General features: G+C 50.4%; 16 protein-coding genes. 9 read left to right on the top strand and 7 right to left on the bottom strand.

Annotated elements, in window-relative coordinates; translation table 11 throughout:
• Nucleotides 1-7 precede the first annotated feature (7 nt).
• Nucleotides 8-1,411, top strand: coding sequence for a glucuronate isomerase (uxaC, locus tag VNQ80_RS08465; protein ID WP_325637445.1), 1,404 nt, complete (start codon nt 8-10; stop codon nt 1,409-1,411).
• Here the strand turns inward: uxaC and hemL are convergent.
• The 4 genes from hemL to hemA all read right to left on the bottom strand — a co-directional run bounded on the left by hemL (nt 1,406) and on the right by hemA (nt 6,925).
• Nucleotides 1,406-2,791, bottom strand: a complete 1,386-nt coding sequence (gene hemL / locus VNQ80_RS08460; protein ID WP_325637443.1) for a glutamate-1-semialdehyde 2,1-aminomutase — start codon at nt 2,789-2,791, stop codon at nt 1,406-1,408. The two genes, uxaC and hemL, sit on opposite strands and share 6 nt — an antisense overlap.
• A 42-nt stretch (nt 2,792-2,833) precedes the next feature.
• Nucleotides 2,834-3,805 (bottom strand): porphobilinogen synthase, encoded by a 972-nt coding sequence (gene hemB / locus VNQ80_RS08455; RefSeq protein WP_325637441.1) that lies wholly within the window; start codon nt 3,803-3,805, stop codon nt 2,834-2,836.
• A 54-nt stretch (nt 3,806-3,859) separates the two neighbouring features.
• Entirely contained in the window at nt 3,860-5,497 is a 1,638-nt protein-coding gene (gene hemC / locus VNQ80_RS08450; protein ID WP_325637437.1) for a hydroxymethylbilane synthase, read from the bottom strand.
• A 186-nt stretch (nt 5,498-5,683) separates the two neighbouring features.
• Complete coding sequence (hemA, locus tag VNQ80_RS08445) at nt 5,684-6,925, bottom strand: glutamyl-tRNA reductase (protein WP_325637435.1); 1,242 nt, start codon at nt 6,923-6,925, stop codon at nt 5,684-5,686.
• Nucleotides 6,926-7,171: 246 nt separating this feature from the next.
• On the opposite strand from hemA, the gene VNQ80_RS08440 reads away from it, so the two are divergent.
• The 3 genes from VNQ80_RS08440 to VNQ80_RS08430 are packed head-to-tail and all read left to right on the top strand — an operon-like array spanning nt 7,172 to nt 8,796.
• Nucleotides 7,172-8,383 carry a serine hydrolase domain-containing protein gene (locus tag VNQ80_RS08440; protein ID WP_325637433.1) on the top strand — a complete coding sequence of 404 codons (1,212 nt, stop codon included), beginning with the start codon at nt 7,172-7,174 and terminating at the stop codon, nt 8,381-8,383.
• 48 nt (nt 8,384-8,431) lie between these two features.
• A complete protein-coding gene (locus VNQ80_RS08435) occupies nt 8,432-8,614 on the top strand; it encodes a CoA-binding protein (protein ID WP_325637431.1) in 183 nt (60 codons plus the stop codon).
• Complete coding sequence (locus VNQ80_RS08430; RefSeq protein ID WP_325637429.1) at nt 8,566-8,796, top strand: CoA-binding protein; 231 nt, start codon at nt 8,566-8,568, stop codon at nt 8,794-8,796. The genes VNQ80_RS08435 and VNQ80_RS08430 overlap by 49 nt, the downstream gene beginning before the upstream one ends.
• 7 nt (nt 8,797-8,803) lie before the next feature.
• On the opposite strand, the gene VNQ80_RS08425 is transcribed toward VNQ80_RS08430, so the two are convergent.
• The 3 genes from VNQ80_RS08425 to VNQ80_RS08415 all read right to left on the bottom strand — a co-directional run bounded on the left by VNQ80_RS08425 (nt 8,804) and on the right by VNQ80_RS08415 (nt 11,612).
• The gene (locus VNQ80_RS08425) at nt 8,804-9,316 is read right to left on the bottom strand and encodes a GNAT family N-acetyltransferase (RefSeq protein ID WP_325637427.1); all 513 of its coding nucleotides are present in this window, start codon (nt 9,314-9,316) and stop codon (nt 8,804-8,806) included.
• Nucleotides 9,303-9,452 (bottom strand): hypothetical protein, encoded by a 150-nt coding sequence (locus tag VNQ80_RS08420; protein WP_325637425.1) that lies wholly within the window; start codon nt 9,450-9,452, stop codon nt 9,303-9,305. The genes VNQ80_RS08425 and VNQ80_RS08420 overlap by 14 nt, the downstream gene beginning before the upstream one ends.
• Nucleotides 9,453-9,515: 63 nt before the next feature.
• The gene (locus VNQ80_RS08415) at nt 9,516-11,612 is read right to left on the bottom strand and encodes a hypothetical protein (RefSeq protein WP_325637423.1); all 2,097 of its coding nucleotides are present in this window, start codon (nt 11,610-11,612) and stop codon (nt 9,516-9,518) included.
• A 221-nt stretch (nt 11,613-11,833) separates the two neighbouring features.
• Between VNQ80_RS08415 and VNQ80_RS08410 the strand changes: the two genes are divergently transcribed.
• From VNQ80_RS08410 to rplB, 5 genes are all read left to right on the top strand, one after another.
• Complete coding sequence (locus tag VNQ80_RS08410) at nt 11,834-12,877, top strand: LacI family DNA-binding transcriptional regulator (protein ID WP_325637421.1); 1,044 nt, start codon at nt 11,834-11,836, stop codon at nt 12,875-12,877.
• A gap of 260 nt (nt 12,878-13,137) precedes the next feature.
• On the top strand, nt 13,138-13,755 hold the full coding sequence (rplC, locus tag VNQ80_RS08405; RefSeq protein ID WP_325637419.1) for a 50S ribosomal protein L3: 618 nt from the start codon (nt 13,138-13,140) through the stop codon (nt 13,753-13,755).
• 4 nt (nt 13,756-13,759) lie between these two features.
• On the top strand, nt 13,760-14,389 hold the full coding sequence (gene rplD, locus VNQ80_RS08400) for a 50S ribosomal protein L4 (protein WP_325637417.1): 630 nt from the start codon (nt 13,760-13,762) through the stop codon (nt 14,387-14,389).
• A 1-nt stretch (nt 14,390) separates the two neighbouring features.
• The gene (gene rplW / locus VNQ80_RS08395) at nt 14,391-14,681 is read left to right on the top strand and encodes a 50S ribosomal protein L23 (protein ID WP_188504464.1); all 291 of its coding nucleotides are present in this window, start codon (nt 14,391-14,393) and stop codon (nt 14,679-14,681) included.
• Nucleotides 14,682-14,687: 6 nt separating this feature from the next.
• Entirely contained in the window at nt 14,688-15,512 is an 825-nt protein-coding gene (gene rplB, locus VNQ80_RS08390; RefSeq protein ID WP_325637412.1) for a 50S ribosomal protein L2, read from the top strand.
• Nucleotides 15,513-15,577 lie beyond the last annotated feature (65 nt).

Genomic DNA, 15,577 nt, shown 5'->3' with positions numbered 1-15,577 from the left:
TATACACATGGCTTATTTTCTTCACGACGATTTCCTGCTTCAGTCGAAACATGCCGTACGGCTTTACCACGAGTACGTTAAAGAACTACCCATCATCGATTACCATTCGCACCTTCCTCCCGATGGTATTGCGTCTGATGGGAAATTCGAAAACCTAACGCGTATCTGGCTCGCGGGCGACCACTATAAATGGCGCGCACTGCGTGTGCTGGGTACCGAGGAGCAATACATAACCGGTACGGCAACCGACCGGGAGAAATTCCGCAAGTGGGCCGAGGCGGTTCCCTACACGTTGCGCAATCCGCTGTACCATTGGACCCACATGGAACTCAAGAACCCATTCGGCATCACCGAGCTGTTGGGACCTGGGAATGCGGACCGGATTTTCGATACGGCCTCGGCACAATTGCAAACATCGGCGTTTTCACCCCGGGGGTTGTTGACGCATTTCGGCGTGGAAATGGTAGGGACGACCGATGATCCTGTGGATGACCTGCGCCACCACCAAGCCATTGCCGGCTCGGGTTTTGGAACAAAGGTGTTGCCAACGTTCAGGCCGGATAAGGTGTTCCAACTGAGCAAGGGTGACGACTATCGCCGCTATATCGATCAATTGCAGGCGAGCAGCGGCGTGGCCATCGTTGATTTGGATACCCTATTGGATGCCTTGTGGAACCGACTGTATTATTTCCATAGCCATGGCTGCCGCATTGCCGACCATGGCCTCAACAGCCTTCCTCGTGAAGTGGATACAAGTCTTTCATTGGACGAAGTGTTTAAACTGGTGCTTGCGGGCGATGATGCCCTGGCGGCTGAACATGAGGAGGCATTTACCTTTTTGGTGCTTTCTGAATTGTGCAAATTGTATCACGACAAAGGATGGGTGCAGCAATTCCACCTCGGTCCGCTTCGGAATACCAATAGCCGGAAATTGCGGGAGCTCGGCGCCGATACCGGATACGACTCTATCGGCGATTTCCAGCAGGCACAGTCCATGCAGCATTTTTTCAATACGTTGGAGGAAGAAGGCCGTTTGGCCAAAACCGTGGTATACAACCTCAACCCCGCAGATAACGCCGTTTTTGCCGCCATGATGGGGAATTTCCAGGCGGAAGGGACCAAAGGCAAGATGCAGTTTGGTTCGGGCTGGTGGTTTCTGGACCAGCTCGATGGCATGACCCAACAACTGAATACCTTGTCGAACATCGGATTGATCAGTTGTTTCGTGGGGATGCTGACCGATTCACGCAGCTTCCTGTCGTACTCGAGGCATGAATATTTCCGACGGTTGCTATGCAACCTCTTCGCCGAAGATATGAACAAGGGCCTGCTGCCGGATGATATCGATTGGACAGGCAAAGTGATACAAGATATTTGCTACCACAACGCCAAGCAGTATTTCAACTTATAATTTTGGGGCGCCCATCGTCCGGAACGCCTCATCGAGGCTTTCGAAGATGGCGCGCTTGGTCTTTTCCAGCTCGACCTTCGTGTGCGCTGCGGAAACAAATCCTACTTCGTAGCCCGAAGGCCCCAGGTATACGCCGCGGTTGAGCAATTCGCGATGGAATGCCTTATAGTATTCCATGCTACTGTGATCGATATCGCTGGCAGCCAGGATGGTCTCTTTGTCGGTAAAAGCAAACCAAAAAATCGAGCCGATCTGGAAAACCTTGAACCGGTAGTTTTTGGCGGAAGCATAGCGTTGTATCGCTTCGACGAACTCCGTGGTCTTCGTGTGGAGGTTTTTATAGAAATTACCGCTTTTAAGTACCGTGAGCTGTGCGATTCCCGCAGCCATGGCTACGGGATTGCCCGATAGGGTTCCAGCTTGGTAAACGGCGCCCTCGGGCGATATGTGGCCCATCAGCGCGGCCGATGCGCCATAGGCACCCACGGGCATACCCCCGCCGATAATTTTGCCATAAGTGACGATATCCGGATGCACGTCGTAATGGGCCGCTGCGCCTTCAAACCCAAGGCGGAACCCGGTAATGACCTCATCAAAGATAAGCAGCGCTTGATGCTGGTGGGTAATTTCGCGTAGGAAGTGGATGTATTCCCGGTCTTGGATAAGCAGTCCGTTGTTTGCCGGTACCCCCTCAATGATGACCGCTGCGATTTGCCCCTCGAATTGGGCGAACGCCGTTTCCACAGCGCTCCGGTCATTCAGTGGAATAACGATAGTTTCGTCGGCAAATGCTTTGGGAACCCCGGCGGAAGAGGTCTCGCCGAATGTGACCAGCCCCGAACCCGCCTTCACCAGCAGTGAATCGGAGTGGCCGTGATAGCATCCTTCGAATTTGATGATTTTATCGCGCCCGGTATACCCCCTGGCCAGCCGGATGGCCGACATGACGGCCTCGGTACCGGAGCTGACGAACCGGATTTTCTCGATGTATCTGTTGTGTTCGAGGATGAGCTCGGCGAGTTCGTTCTCCAATGCTGTGGGCGCACCGAAACTTAAGCCTTTTTCGAGGGTTTGGGTTACTTTTTCCCTTATTTTGGGATGGTTGTGGCCCAATATCAATGGTCCCCAGGAACAGCAGAAATCAATGAATTTGTTGCCATCGGCGTCCCATAGGTAACAGCCATCGCCCCGTTCGATAAACAACGGCGTACCATAAACCGATTTGAATGCCCGTACGGGCGAGTTGACGCCTCCAGGAAAATACCGTTGGGCCCGTTCAAATAATTCGGCTGATTTTTCACGTACAATATCGTTTCTTTTGCCCGACGGGGGCTGAGGTTCATCACTTCCGCCGAAGGCTTTCTTCAATGCGTCTAACATCTTTATTAACTATCAACTATCAACTATCAATTATCAATCCGTTTAGAGCCACTTATTTTCCAGTACTTCCTTGGCATGGTAGGTGAGGATGGCGGTGGCTCCTGCCCGGCGGATTCCCGTAAGGACTTCCATTGTTGCCCGGCGCTCATCGAGCCAGCCATTGCGGGCTGAGGCTTTAACCATAGCATACTCACCACTGACGTTATAAGCTGCTATAGGAAGGTCAAAACCATCACGCAGTAGCTTGATAACATCCAGGTAGGCGAGTGCCGGCTTTACCATCAAGAAGTCCGCCCCTTCTTGGGTGTCCAATTCCGCTTCGATCAACGCTTCGCGCTGATTGGCGGGATCCATTTGGTACGATTTCTTGTCGCCGTGTTTCGGTGCTGAGTTGAGGGCGTCGCGGAAAGGGCCATAAAAGGCGCTGGCGTATTTGGCGGTATACGACATCAATGATACCTTGGTGAAGCCGTTTTCGTCTAGCACATTACGGATGTAACCGATCCGTCCATCCATCATGTCTGATGGCGCAATGATATCGGCACCTGCTTGGGCATGCGCCAGTGCCATCTGGCCCAAGATGATCAATGTTTCGTCATTCAGCACTTCGCCGTTTTCCACCAGACCGTCATGCCCGTCGCTACTGTAGGGGTCCATGGCTACATCGGTGATGACACACGCTTCTGGGAAACGTTGTTTCACTTCGGCGATGGCACGGAGGTACAAACTGCCTTTCCTCGTGCTTTCGGTTGCGTACTTGTCTTTGAGTGATTCATCGATATTGGGAAACAAATCGAATGCATGCAGCCCAAGTTCCATGCAGTGCTCCACCTCGCGGAGTAGGTTGTCTACCGTATACCGGTAAATACCGGGCATGGAGGAGACCTCTGTTTTAACGTTGTTGCCATCGATAATAAACAAGGGAAATATCAGGTTTGACGCCGTGATGTGCGTTTCCTGCACCATATCCCGTATCACCGCTGATTTGCGGTTTCTTCTTGGTCGTATTAGCATGCTATATTAATTGGAAATCCCTCGAAATCATATATGGTATCATCAACAAAGCGGCTAGTAATCCAACCCGAATACCGCTTCGGCAAGACCGATTTCGTCGGGTGAGTACGGGAGTGTGTATGGCAGTCCGAATTCTTCGATTTTCCGACCTGTAGACCGCCCGATACAGATAATCTGTTGGCCCGGGTCGACCAGGTTATCTACGAAATAGGCCTCCACATTTGAGGGGCTGGTGAAAATCAATACATCGGCGTTCGACTTGGACACGTTGGTATCGATGCGCGTCTGATATACCGGTAGATTGATTACTTTAGTATCTGCCGTTAGTGACTTTTGGATGGTTTCCAGAGAATCTTTGGCACGGGGAATCAGCACGGTGGTGCCATCGGCAATTTTGGCAAACTCTTCGGCGATTTCCTCCATGTTGATGCCCAGCCTTTCTCCGGAAAACTCCGGGGCATGGCCAAACTGCCTGAGCATCTCTTCGGAGCCACGCCCGATAACCGCAAATTTCGTTCGTTTACTCAGCCGCGGTTCGAGTTTAAAGAAGTTTTCGATGCCATTTTTACTACCAAAAAACACCCAGTCGACATACTTGAGAATATAGGGGTCTAGCTTATTAATCATGGGGAAAATGCGGATCAGTGAGCGACCCTCCACCTTAATGTCGTGTTTGGCCATGGCACGATGGAAATAGCTGGCTTCGGATAAGTCGCGCGTGATGAATACATGGCCCGGCAGTTTCCGCGTTTTGTCGAATTTATTGGCGATCCGTTCGGCCAGCCCGTCCGTGTGTTCGGCGGTGAGGTAGAGGCGGTCGGGAAACTCTTCGCTATCTTCGGCGTTGGAGGTCCATACTTCATACAAATCGCCCTGTTTACGGCAGTAACAACCCAACGGCGCATGGCACCCTGCATCGAAAAGGTTCAGCACTTTGCGTTCAACGGCAATGGTATCTGCCACGGCAGCGTTGTGTATGGACTGCAGTACGTCCGCGAGTTGCGTGTCGTTTTCACGGATCTGCACCGCTAAGACCCCTTGTGCCGGGGCAGGTATGATTTCCACCGGTGGGAGTTCTTCGACATGGAAGTCGCTGAGGTCAACATTGACGCGGGTAATCCCCGCTTTGGCAAGCATGATGGCATCAAAATTCTCGTCGCGGAGTTTCTGAATGCGGCTCAGTACATTCCCACGGAGGTCATCGAACTCCAAATCCGGGCGCATGGCCAACAACTGCGCTTTCCGGCGGTTTGAAGAAGTACCTACGATGGCGTTGTGTTTAAGTGCTAGACGTTTCTTCAGGTCTACACAGTCTTTATGGATGATGAGCAACTCCGACGGGTCTTCACGGGCGGTAACGGCTGCGATGGTGAGGCCAGGGGGGTGTACTGTGGGGAGATCCTTGTGTGAATGGACAGCGAGGTCGATACCTCCATTTAATAGCTCTTCTTCCAATTCTTTGGTAAAGAACCCTTTTCCTTCCAGTTTGTCCAGCCGTAAATGCTGCACAATGTCGCCCTGTGTCTTGATGACTTTGAGTGCTGCATCCACGCCGATTTCGGCCAGTCGGTCTTTGACGTAATTGGCCTGCCATAAGGCCAGCTCACTTCCACGGGTGCCAATAATGAGCGTGCGGTCTACCAATTTTGTTAGGGTAGGGGCCGTTTTAGTCAGGGGTTCATCTGTTAGCATACACAAACTTAGCTAAATTATTGATGTTTTTTAATATCTTTCTGGTATCAATGAAATCACGACGCTGTGTTCGGGGATCTCTTCGCTGCCATTAAGAGCCTTTTAAGTTTGCGAAACTTAACGAATATAAGGCGTTATCCGAACGGATAAGTTAAAAGATTGTACGTTTCGGGTAACGACGAGGCACTAATGGATGTCCGAATGGTTTGTCTTAACCAAAATATCCTTGGCCATCACCATGGGTACTTTGATGTATTTTTTTTCCATATAGTCCATTACTTTTTCGAGCACAGCCCTCGAATTGGCATCCAACGCACCTACTTCGGTGGCGAATACCTCATTGAGTGCAAAAGAACGTATTTCTTTTACTTTCTCGGGTACTTCGCGCATAGCCAGTTCCACGCGGCGTTGCTTGAGTAGCGGAAGGAATTCGCGGATGTTGTCGGCGATGATTTGTTCCGCATGGACTAATTCATCATAACGCTCCTGCAAGTTTTTGGAAGCGATTGCCTGTAGACCGCTTACTTCTATATAGTGTACCGGATACTCCTCCAATACTTCGGGATGGACATCGTTGGGGATGGCTAAATCGACGACAACCTTCCTGTCGGTCTCGCCATTGAGGAGCGATTGGTAGCGTGTGTTATCGATAATCGCTTCGGGCGACCCGGTACAGGTGATCAGGATGTCAAATCCACCCTTGTAATGGGGAAGTTCGCTCAATGGGTACGCTTCAGCATTCAATTCGGCGCTCAGTGCTCGTGCATTCTCCAAGGTGCGGTTAAATATCACGAAATTCGAAAAACGGTGTTTCAAAAGGTACTTAGCGATGTTTTGGTTGGTTTCCCCCGCGCCGATAATGAGAATACGTGGGTTGTCTTCCAATTTGATTTCACGCAATTTGCGATAAGCCAGCGAAACCACGGAAACCGGATTGCGGGATATGCGCGTATGTGTATATACCTCTTTTGCTGTTTTTACTAGCCGATCCATAACCAACCGAAGGAAATCGCCCGTAAAACCGCTCTTGCGGCAACGCTCATAGGCCCTACGCACCTGTGCTAGGATTTCCTTTTCGCCTACAACCAAACTTTCCAATGAACACGACATCCGGAGCAGGTGGTTCAAGGCGTCGATACCCTCGTAGGTGTTTACCTGGCCCAAGAAACACTCCAGTTGTGCTGAAGGAACACAGAAGTTGAGCTTGTGCATGAATTCCTTGATGAACGTGGGCGTTAATTCATGTGCACCATAGAACACAAATTCAACGCGATTGCAAGTACCCACATAAAAAATTTCGGGAATGTCAAAGCTATTCTTCAGGGTAATCAGTCGACTCTCCAACTCTTCGTTGCAAATCACAAGGTTTCCTAAATCCTTAAGATCCACATGTTTGTGGGTAAATGCTATGACTTTAAGATTCTTCAAGGCTGTACTATGCTCCCTTAATTTCGGAAACAAAAGTACAACATCTCCTATCTGACCACTGTCAGAACTGTGTAAAACACAGATATTTAGAATGGTTATAAATTAGGCAGGTTGCCTTATTGGTAAAAAACATGTTAGACTGCGCTTTCGGTGTTAAAATAGTTGCCATTGCAAGTCGATTGCAATACCTTAGCGGCCACGTATGAAACCGGTTCCATCTGGCCGTTGAAGATGAAAATATAGTAGATGAAAATTAGTGAAAAACCATTGTTCAGAAATAGCCTTTTCTTCTTATTAATCATTGCCATCATCGGTGCATCGTGCACCTCGGCCGAAAAGAAGCGTGCCCGTGTAGAGCGGAAACAACACGAGCTCGACAGTATTGCGCTGGTGTATGACCCGGTGAAGGCTGACGATCGATTGGACGCATTCATGCAACGGTTGCACCGCAGGTCCGGTTTTAACGGGAATGTGTTGATTGCAAAAAAAGGGAAAATCCTCTACCAAAACGCTTTTGGGTGGGCTGATTACCTGATGAAGGACAGCTTGGAGATTGCGTCTCAGTTTGAATTGGCATCGGTATCAAAGCCGCTCACCGCTACGGGAATACTCCGGTTGATGGAGGAAGGTAAGATTAGGTTGGACCAGACGGTAGATGAGTTTTTCCCGGATTTCCCCTACCCGGATGTGACCATCAAGTTGTTGCTTACCCATCGATCCGGGCTAACGAACTACCTTTATTTTACAGATAAGCAAGAGATTTGGCCCGACAAGCGAAAGGGGATGTCCAACGCGGAGGTGATGGCGCTGTTGGCAAAGCACAAACCCGCGAAATATGCGAACCCCGATGTACGGTTTTTCTATAACAATACCAATTACATGGTGCTGGCGTCGATTATCGAAAAGGTGACCGGCCAGGATTTTGCCGTGTACATGAAAGAAAATGTGTTTGCGCCCGCGGGTATGAAGCATACCGCGGTGTACTCCAAGGCTGTGTACGAAAAGATTCCCAATGGTGTCGTGGGCCACGACAAGGTGTGGCGCCGCTCGGTGGTACAGAATTTTCAGGATGGTCCCGTTGGCGATAAAGGCATATATAGCACCGTCCAAGACCTGTACCTGTTTGACCGGGCATTACGCGAGGGCCGTTTGCTTAAGCCCGAAACGCTCGACTCGGCTTACGCCGGATATAGCAAGCCCACCAAAAGCGTATTCAATTACGGTTTTGGGTGGCGTACCTACGAGACGGATAAACAACGGGTTGTATACCATACCGGCTGGTGGCATGGCTTCCGGAACATCTACGTTCGAGACCTAACCAACGATGTTACGATTGTGCTCCTTGCAAATCTGGCCAACGGCAGCCTACTCCATTTGGACGAGCTTTACCAGCTACTGGATATGCCGGTGATCCGTCAGGGAGCTTATTCGTCCGAGGGAGAATATATGGCAAAATAGTGGTGTTATTTTCTTCAACTATTGTCCGTAACTTTGCAATATATGGCCATGGGAAAAAAGAAAACATTGATTTTGGGCGCCACGACCAATCCGGGCAGGTATGCTTATTTAGCGGCCCACCGGTTGGTTGCGGCCGGGCACGATATTGTAAACATCGGAATAAAGAAGGGGGAGTCCGCGGGGTGGAAATACAACATGCAGGGGATGTTATTGCGGGTGTCGATACGGTGACCCTCTACATCGGTCCGCAGCGGCAGCCCGAATATTACGACTACATCCTAGCGACCCAACCCAAACGTATCATTTTCAATCCGGGCACGGAAAACCCCGAACTGGAAGCTTTAGCGCAACAGCAGGGGATCGAGGTGGTGCGCGCATGTACCTTGGTGATGTTGAGTACCGGGCAGTACTGATGGCTGGCTAGGCCATCTCCGGTAACACTTTTTCATACGCTCGTCGGCGGCTTCCCCGGAAATATACTTCGCCGCAATAGGTGTAACCCATCGATTCAAAAATCCGCAACATGGCGGGGTTGTCGTAATTCGTGTCTGCTTTGATACTTTGTATGTTGTTGCTTGCGGCGAACGCTTCGATGTGTTCTATCATTTTCCGCGCTAGCCCTTGCCCGAGGTGGGCTTTGGAAATCGCAACACGGTGGAATACGACGAAATCACCATTGGTAAGCCATTCGCCTTCGATAGCGGCATACGCTGGTTCATCATTGATCATGAGGGCACAATAACCGGCAATAGTTTCGCCATCGGCCAGTACACATCCGGCACCTTTATCGATATCATGACGCAAAACCTCGGGGTTGGGGTAGCCATCCTGCCACTGCTCGCTACCCGCCTCTTTTCGCCGGGCAATCGCGTGTTGGATGATTTCCCATATTTGGGGCAGTTCGTGGGGCTGCGCTTTTCTAAACGTGTACATCCGACCTCCTCATTTTAATACCGATCCAAGCGCTGTCTAACCTGATTCCTTCGGCTGCAACGGCTAATTCAGTGGACTGCAGTAGCGTATCGCTTGCTGGCCACAGCCCAACCGATAAAAATCTAATTTTCTTCATACCTTACTTTTATACCTTACTTAAAGATAGCGATTCAAAGTTTCGCACGCCAACTCATCCCGGCTACAGCGCCGGCTTCAGTCCCTCCCATTTCACAACCCAAGACCCGTCATCCGGAAATCCGGGGGCATTGGTATCGGGGCCCCCATCCCATCCGGCCGCCATCATGGCCACGGCGTATAACAGTCCGCCATTGCCCGGAAAATAAGGAAACGGCGCACGGCAACCACCCACCAATCCATGCTCATCAAACAAAAACGCGGGGTATTCCAGTAGGTAGTCTACTGCCTGTTCCGACCGTCCCAGCCTTGCTGCCGACATGGCCAGCATCGGGAAATCCCAGCCCCATGTTTCGTGAAGTTTCCATTCGCGGTGTACCCGTTCAAGCGTCCTGCCCATTGTTGGAACATCCACGCCATCTCCCGGTAGCATACCGAACGCCCCGATCAGCGCCGGATGTTCCCAGTTATACCGCGTCCACATGTTTTCGATTCCCTCGTAAGTAACATACACCCCGTCTTCAATCGGCAACGGTGAAAGCTTATTCAACACGTCATCCCATTTTTCGTCCCGCGGCATATTCATCCGCTCTTTCCAAACCTGCGCGGTACGCAGGCCGAATTGCCAGTAAGACAGTTCAAATGTAGGGTTGACGGTTGTGCGGGGATCGGTGTTCTCCGAAACAATATAAACGGGAGGTCCGAGTACGTAACGATCTTTCGCCGCATCGTAATGGGCGAAATCAGCCATAAACGCGGCCGATTCAAACACGACATCACGCCATTTATCGAGTGTGGCCTGCGTAGGATGCAAACGGTAGTCCAGTTCGGCGAAAAAAATCGGATGGGGCTGCTGCCAGATCAGCGTCGCATGGATGGGATGTGGCCAATCCCGGTCCAGATATGCTGTACATTTCGGCCAGCGTGCGCCTTTGTAACCCTGCTTTTCCGCACGCACCCTTGAGGTGGGCAAAAAATCAGGGTAAACATGCAGGCTTCTATCAAATAGCGGCCAACGATCCCACAGGGCAAAGTGGGCGCCGTGCCACCAGATCATCTCAAAATGAAAACGTCCGTACCAACCGTTATTAACCAGACCGCTCTCCTGCGGTGGCCAGCTACCGGCCTCGTTTACCTTCATTACGTACTGTGATAACACCAGCCGGCGTTCTAGCTCTTTCCAGCGGGGATCCGTACTTGCCGACAGGTCGATGGCTGCACCAGACATCCAGTATGCCTTCCACGATGTTATGGAGGATCGCTGGCATTCCGAAAAATTCAATCGGGTCTCCACAGTAGGATCATCACTAAACGCAAAAACAAACTCCAGGGTATTCCCCGATTCGGGCACCAACTGGAACGCATGTTTGTCTACCTTTTGAAATGTTGCTTCCGTCATCCAGTTTACGGAAACCCCACAATCGGTATCGTCCAACGTGCGCTCAAGGCGTACGAATTTTTTTTCGGTGAAAACCCATTCCGTGGTATGTGCATTGGGCTGATCGAATGTACTGTTTACTTGCTGACTCCCGTCCGGATAGGGAAAAGAAAAGGCAACTGCAATCTGCCCGCTTTCTACCAGTCTGGAGGTAATCTGCACACCCACGGCATCCTTTTCGCCGTGGCTCAATGTCACTACCCGAACAGGAGTCCCTTCCAATTCGAAGGTGCTGGTGATTGTGCCTGTCCACAGATCCGTTTCCTGCCGGGTATTCGCCAAATCTCCCAACGTGGCAAGGCTGCCATCTGATTTTTTCAATACCAACCCGATCCGACCCAGGTTGAGCGAATGGGGATTGCCGGCCAGCCACGCCGACAATTCCGGATGATCTTCATCCCAGTCGTCATAGCGGACCTGCCGACCATACGTGTCCCACATTTTCCCATTAAAATCTTTGATGTCAAGGCCCTCGGGGAGTGGAAAACTATGCCATCCCCAATGCGACATCGTGGCATGTGTGGTGAACGACTGAAGGCCGGTGATATCCACGCCGAATGCAAACTCTCCATTACCGACCTGTGCCGGGCTCCACGGATTATTTTTTTCTGTGATGATTCGATGGCGACCTACCAGCTTCTCACGGTCTATCTTGCCATTGCTGGAACTGAGTAATAGCACCCAAAGTCCTGACAGTAAAAAAAGGTTTTTTGTCCAAGTCACGGAATGTTGGTAACACTTCTTCATTATTAGATTTCTTAATAACCCTCGTTTTGTTCTTGCGAATTTAAGCTTTTTTACCGCTGCACGAGGAATCGCGTGCAGCTATTGCAAAGTCATTATGGCTAATGATGCCGGGTTAGTAGCCGCAGCGCGCTTTACCAAGGTGCATTTGCTTTTTCCACCAAAATAACGTTGCTTTGGCAGCAAGCTGATTATACGAAATGACACCGAAAAAACCGAAATCGGAAAACAGCATCGTGGACATTGCCAAGGTATTGGGGATATCTCCGGCTACTGTTTCAAGGGCACTTAATAATAATCCACGGATCAGTGAGGCTACGCGCCAGCGGGTGAAGGCGATGGCTAAGGAAATGGGTTATCGGCACAACAGCATGGCGTCCTCGTTGCGCAACCGCCGCTCCAACATCATCGGGCTGATTGTGCCTCGGATATCCATGTATTTCCATGTGTTTTTCATCACTTCGCTGCAACGGCAGCTTCAGGCGGCGGGATACAACCTGATGATCTGCCAGTCCAATGATTCGGTAAGCATGGAGAAGGAGTTGGCGAATACGTTGTATTCGGCCCGGGTGGATGCATTGGTCGTATCGCTCGCACTGTATACGGAAGATATTGCTCATTTCGATGGATTCCTCCAGCAGGGCATACCACTGGTGTTTTACGATCGGGTGCCCTTGGGAGCGAATACGCCGGCCTATATTGTCAAAGGCGATGATTACCGTGGTGGGCTGTTGGCAGGCAACCATTTGATGCAGGCGGGTTGCCGGAGGATTGCGTACATCAGCGGTCCGCAGACCTGCAGCATCTATAAGGAGCGCACACATGGGTTTACAGATGCGCTAGCTAAAGAGGGCGTGTCGCTGCGGGATGAATGGATTTACCATCAGGAACTGACGGCAGAAAACGCCTGGAGCAGCTTACGTAGGATATTTGATGGTACCAACCAACCCGACGGGCTCTTCGCGGCGAACGACACCACGGCTATTGCTGCTGTGGAGTTTGCCCGAGAGCGCGGTATCCGGATTCCTGAAGACTTAAAGATAATCGGTTACTCAAACGACCCGAGGGCGGCCATCATCTCTCCCGCCATCACATCGATTGAACAATACCCGAACGCTATGGCCGACAAAGTAGCACAGACGCTTATTGATGCCTTGCAAGGCGTTCCCAATCGGTCAAACACGGCTACGCTGGCTGAACCTCTGGTGTGCCCTGTTGATTTGGTAAGACGGATGACGACCTAAATTCGGCTGCATGTGAAGCACCGCGGGTGGGTGTATGTAGTAGGAAGACGGCATTTTGCCGAGGAACCATGGGGAAAACTGTGGGAAAGACACCGCAAAGAAGGGATGGGAAAGTGCATGAATATGGAAAACAAAAAAATAATTTACTAACTGTTTGATACTTACTGTAAGTTTCCTATCTTTGCCGTCCCTTTTGAGGGGATGGTATGTCTTGAGCGAAGCCCTACTGCTTCGATGGACGTTAATAGATTAATAGAAACATGTCTGGAATTATTGGAAAAAAAGTAGGAATGACCAGCATTTTTGATGCGGACGGGAAGAATATCCCATGTACCGTAATCGAAGCTGGCCCGTGCGTGGTAACGCAGATACGCACGGAAGAAAAGGATGGGTATTCCGCGGTTCAGCTCGCTTTTGATGAAGCAAAAGAGAAGAACACGACGGCTCCTTTGAAAGGGCATTTCGCCAAAGCGAAAACGACGCCCAAGCGTAAATTGGTAGAATTTAAAACCTTTCCCGACGAAAAGCAACTCGGTGAATTGGTGACGGTTTCTATTTTTGAAGAAGGCGAGTACATTGATGTGGTCGGCACTTCGAAAGGAAAAGGTTTCCAAGGGGTAATGAAGCGCCACGGTTTCGGCGGTGTTGGTGGGGCTACCCACGGTCAGCACAACCGCCTGCGCGCACCCGGTTCATTGGGAGCGTCATCTTGGCCGTCGCGTGTATTCAAAGGAACGCGTATGGCTGGCCGTACAGGGGGCGATCGTGTGAAGGTTCAGAACCTGCAGGTGCTGAAAGTTTACGAAGAGCAAAACCTGCTCGTGGTGAGTGGTTCCATCCCCGGAGCCAAAGGTTCTTACGTAATCGTAGATAAATAAGGAGATGGAAGTTAACGTTTTAAATATATCAGGTAAAGAAACAGGTGCCAAGGTGCAACTTCCTGAGTCGGTATTTGGGGTAGAACCCAATGACCATGCGATTTATCTGGATGTGAAGCAATACCTGGCTAACCAACGCCAGGGAACGCATAAATCCAAGCAACGTAACGAGATTGCCGGTTCGACCCGCAAGCTCCACAAACAAAAGGGAACCGGTGGTGCCCGTGCAGGGAGCATCAAATCTCCATTGTTCAATGGCGGTGGCCGTATTTTCGGTCCGCAGCCGCGCGACTATAGTTTCAAACTGAACAAGAAGCTTAAATCTTTGGCGCGTAAATCAGCGTTGAGCTACAAAGCCAAAGAGAATAATATCGTGGTATTGGACGAGGTCAATTTCGATAGCATCAAAACCAAGAACTATGTGAGCTTGGTGAACAGCCTGAACGTGGCTGGCGAGAAGACCTTATTGGTACTACCCGTTCAAAACAACAACGTTTATTTATCAAGCAGGAACCTCAAGAAAACAAAGGTGATTACCGCCAATGAATTGAACACGTACGACGTGTTGAATGCGGGCAAACTTTTGCTGACTACGGATGCTGTTAAAACATTGGAGGAGGCACTTGCCAAGTAACATGGAAATTATCAAAAAGCCCATATTGACCGAAAAAGCATCGCTGCTCACCGAGAAGCTGAACCGCTATGCATTTAAGGTGGATCCCAAGGCAAACAAGATACAAATCAAACAAGCTGTGGAACAGATGTTTGGCGTGACCGTTCTGGCCGTGAACACGATTGTGGTTGCCGGCAAAGCCAAGAACCGCTATACCAAAGCTGGATTTGTTTCCGGGAGGACCCCGAAGTACAAGAAAGCCATCATCACGATTAAGGATGGCGAAACGATTGACTTTTACAGTACGATATAATAAGAGATGGCAGTTAAAAGATTCAAACCGGTTACCCCTGGCACTCGCTTCAGAGTAGGCGGAGACTATTCCGATATTACCACCAACGTTCCTGAAAAGTCGTTGGTCGTAAAGATCAAGAAGTCCGGCGGGCGGAACAATTCCGGTAAAATGACGATGCGTTACCTCGGTGGGGGACATAAAAAAGCATACCGACTGATTGACTTCAAACGCGATAAGAAAGACGTTCCCGCAAAAGTTGCCACCATAGAATACGACCCCAATCGTACGGCGCGTATTGCACTTCTGCATTATGTAGATGGCGAAAAGCGTTACATCATTGCGCCTGAGGGGCTCAAAGTCGGACAGACGATTGTTTCCGGCGATTCGGTAGCGCCTGAAATTGGCAACACATTGCCGCTGGCGGTGATTCCGTTGGGTTCTATTATCCACAATATCGAGTTGAACCCGGGGCAGGGTGGTACCATCGCCCGTAGCGCGGGTACATATGCCCAGCTTTCGGCTCGCGACAGTAAATATGCCATCATCAAGTTGCCTTCTGGCGAGACACGCATGATTTTGGCTACTTGCTTGGCCACCATCGGATCGGTGTCAAATGCCGAGAAAGCCAATGAGGTATTAGGTAAAGCCGGGCGGAAGCGCCACTTGGGCCGCAGGCCCCGTGTACGTGGTGTAGCCATGAACCCTGTCGATCACCCGATGGGTGGTGGTGAAGGCCGGTCATCCGGTGGTCACCCGCGTTCGCGCAAGGGACTGTTGGCCAAAGGCTACAAGACCCGCAGTAAAAAGAAAGCATCGAATCGTTACATTATTGAGAAAAGGAAGAAATAGTGGCTCGTTCAATTAAAAAAGGTCCTTATATCGACCACAACTTAGAAAGAAAAGTTCTTTCTATG

The sequence above is a fragment of the Parapedobacter sp. genome (assembly GCF_035556095.1).
Lineage (GTDB): Bacteria > Bacteroidota > Bacteroidia > Sphingobacteriales > Sphingobacteriaceae > Parapedobacter.
This window is presented reverse-complemented; position numbering and strand designations above follow the sequence as displayed.

Bases quoted from the DNA above. Each gene is read 5' to 3' on its own strand.
- uxaC (WP_325637445.1), top strand. From the start codon at position 8: ATGGCTTATTTTCTTCACGACGATTTCCTGCTTCAGTCGAAACATGCC.
- hemL (WP_325637443.1), bottom strand. From the start codon at position 2,791: ATGTTAGACGCATTGAAGAAAGCCTTCGGCGGAAGTGATGAACCTCAG.
- hemB (WP_325637441.1), bottom strand. From the start codon at position 3,805: ATGCTAATACGACCAAGAAGAAACCGCAAATCAGCGGTGATACGGGAT.
- hemC (WP_325637437.1), bottom strand. From the start codon at position 5,497: ATGCTAACAGATGAACCCCTGACTAAAACGGCCCCTACCCTAACAAAA.
- VNQ80_RS08440 (WP_325637433.1), top strand. From the start codon at position 7,172: ATGAAAATTAGTGAAAAACCATTGTTCAGAAATAGCCTTTTCTTCTTA.
- VNQ80_RS08435 (WP_325637431.1), top strand. From the start codon at position 8,432: ATGGGAAAAAAGAAAACATTGATTTTGGGCGCCACGACCAATCCGGGC.
- VNQ80_RS08425 (WP_325637427.1), bottom strand. From the start codon at position 9,316: ATGTACACGTTTAGAAAAGCGCAGCCCCACGAACTGCCCCAAATATGG.
- VNQ80_RS08420 (WP_325637425.1), bottom strand. From the start codon at position 9,452: ATGAAGAAAATTAGATTTTTATCGGTTGGGCTGTGGCCAGCAAGCGAT.
- VNQ80_RS08410 (WP_325637421.1), top strand. From the start codon at position 11,834: ATGACACCGAAAAAACCGAAATCGGAAAACAGCATCGTGGACATTGCC.
- rplC (WP_325637419.1), top strand. From the start codon at position 13,138: ATGTCTGGAATTATTGGAAAAAAAGTAGGAATGACCAGCATTTTTGAT.
- rplD (WP_325637417.1), top strand. From the start codon at position 13,760: ATGGAAGTTAACGTTTTAAATATATCAGGTAAAGAAACAGGTGCCAAG.
- rplW (WP_188504464.1), top strand. From the start codon at position 14,391: ATGGAAATTATCAAAAAGCCCATATTGACCGAAAAAGCATCGCTGCTC.
- rplB (WP_325637412.1), top strand. From the start codon at position 14,688: ATGGCAGTTAAAAGATTCAAACCGGTTACCCCTGGCACTCGCTTCAGA.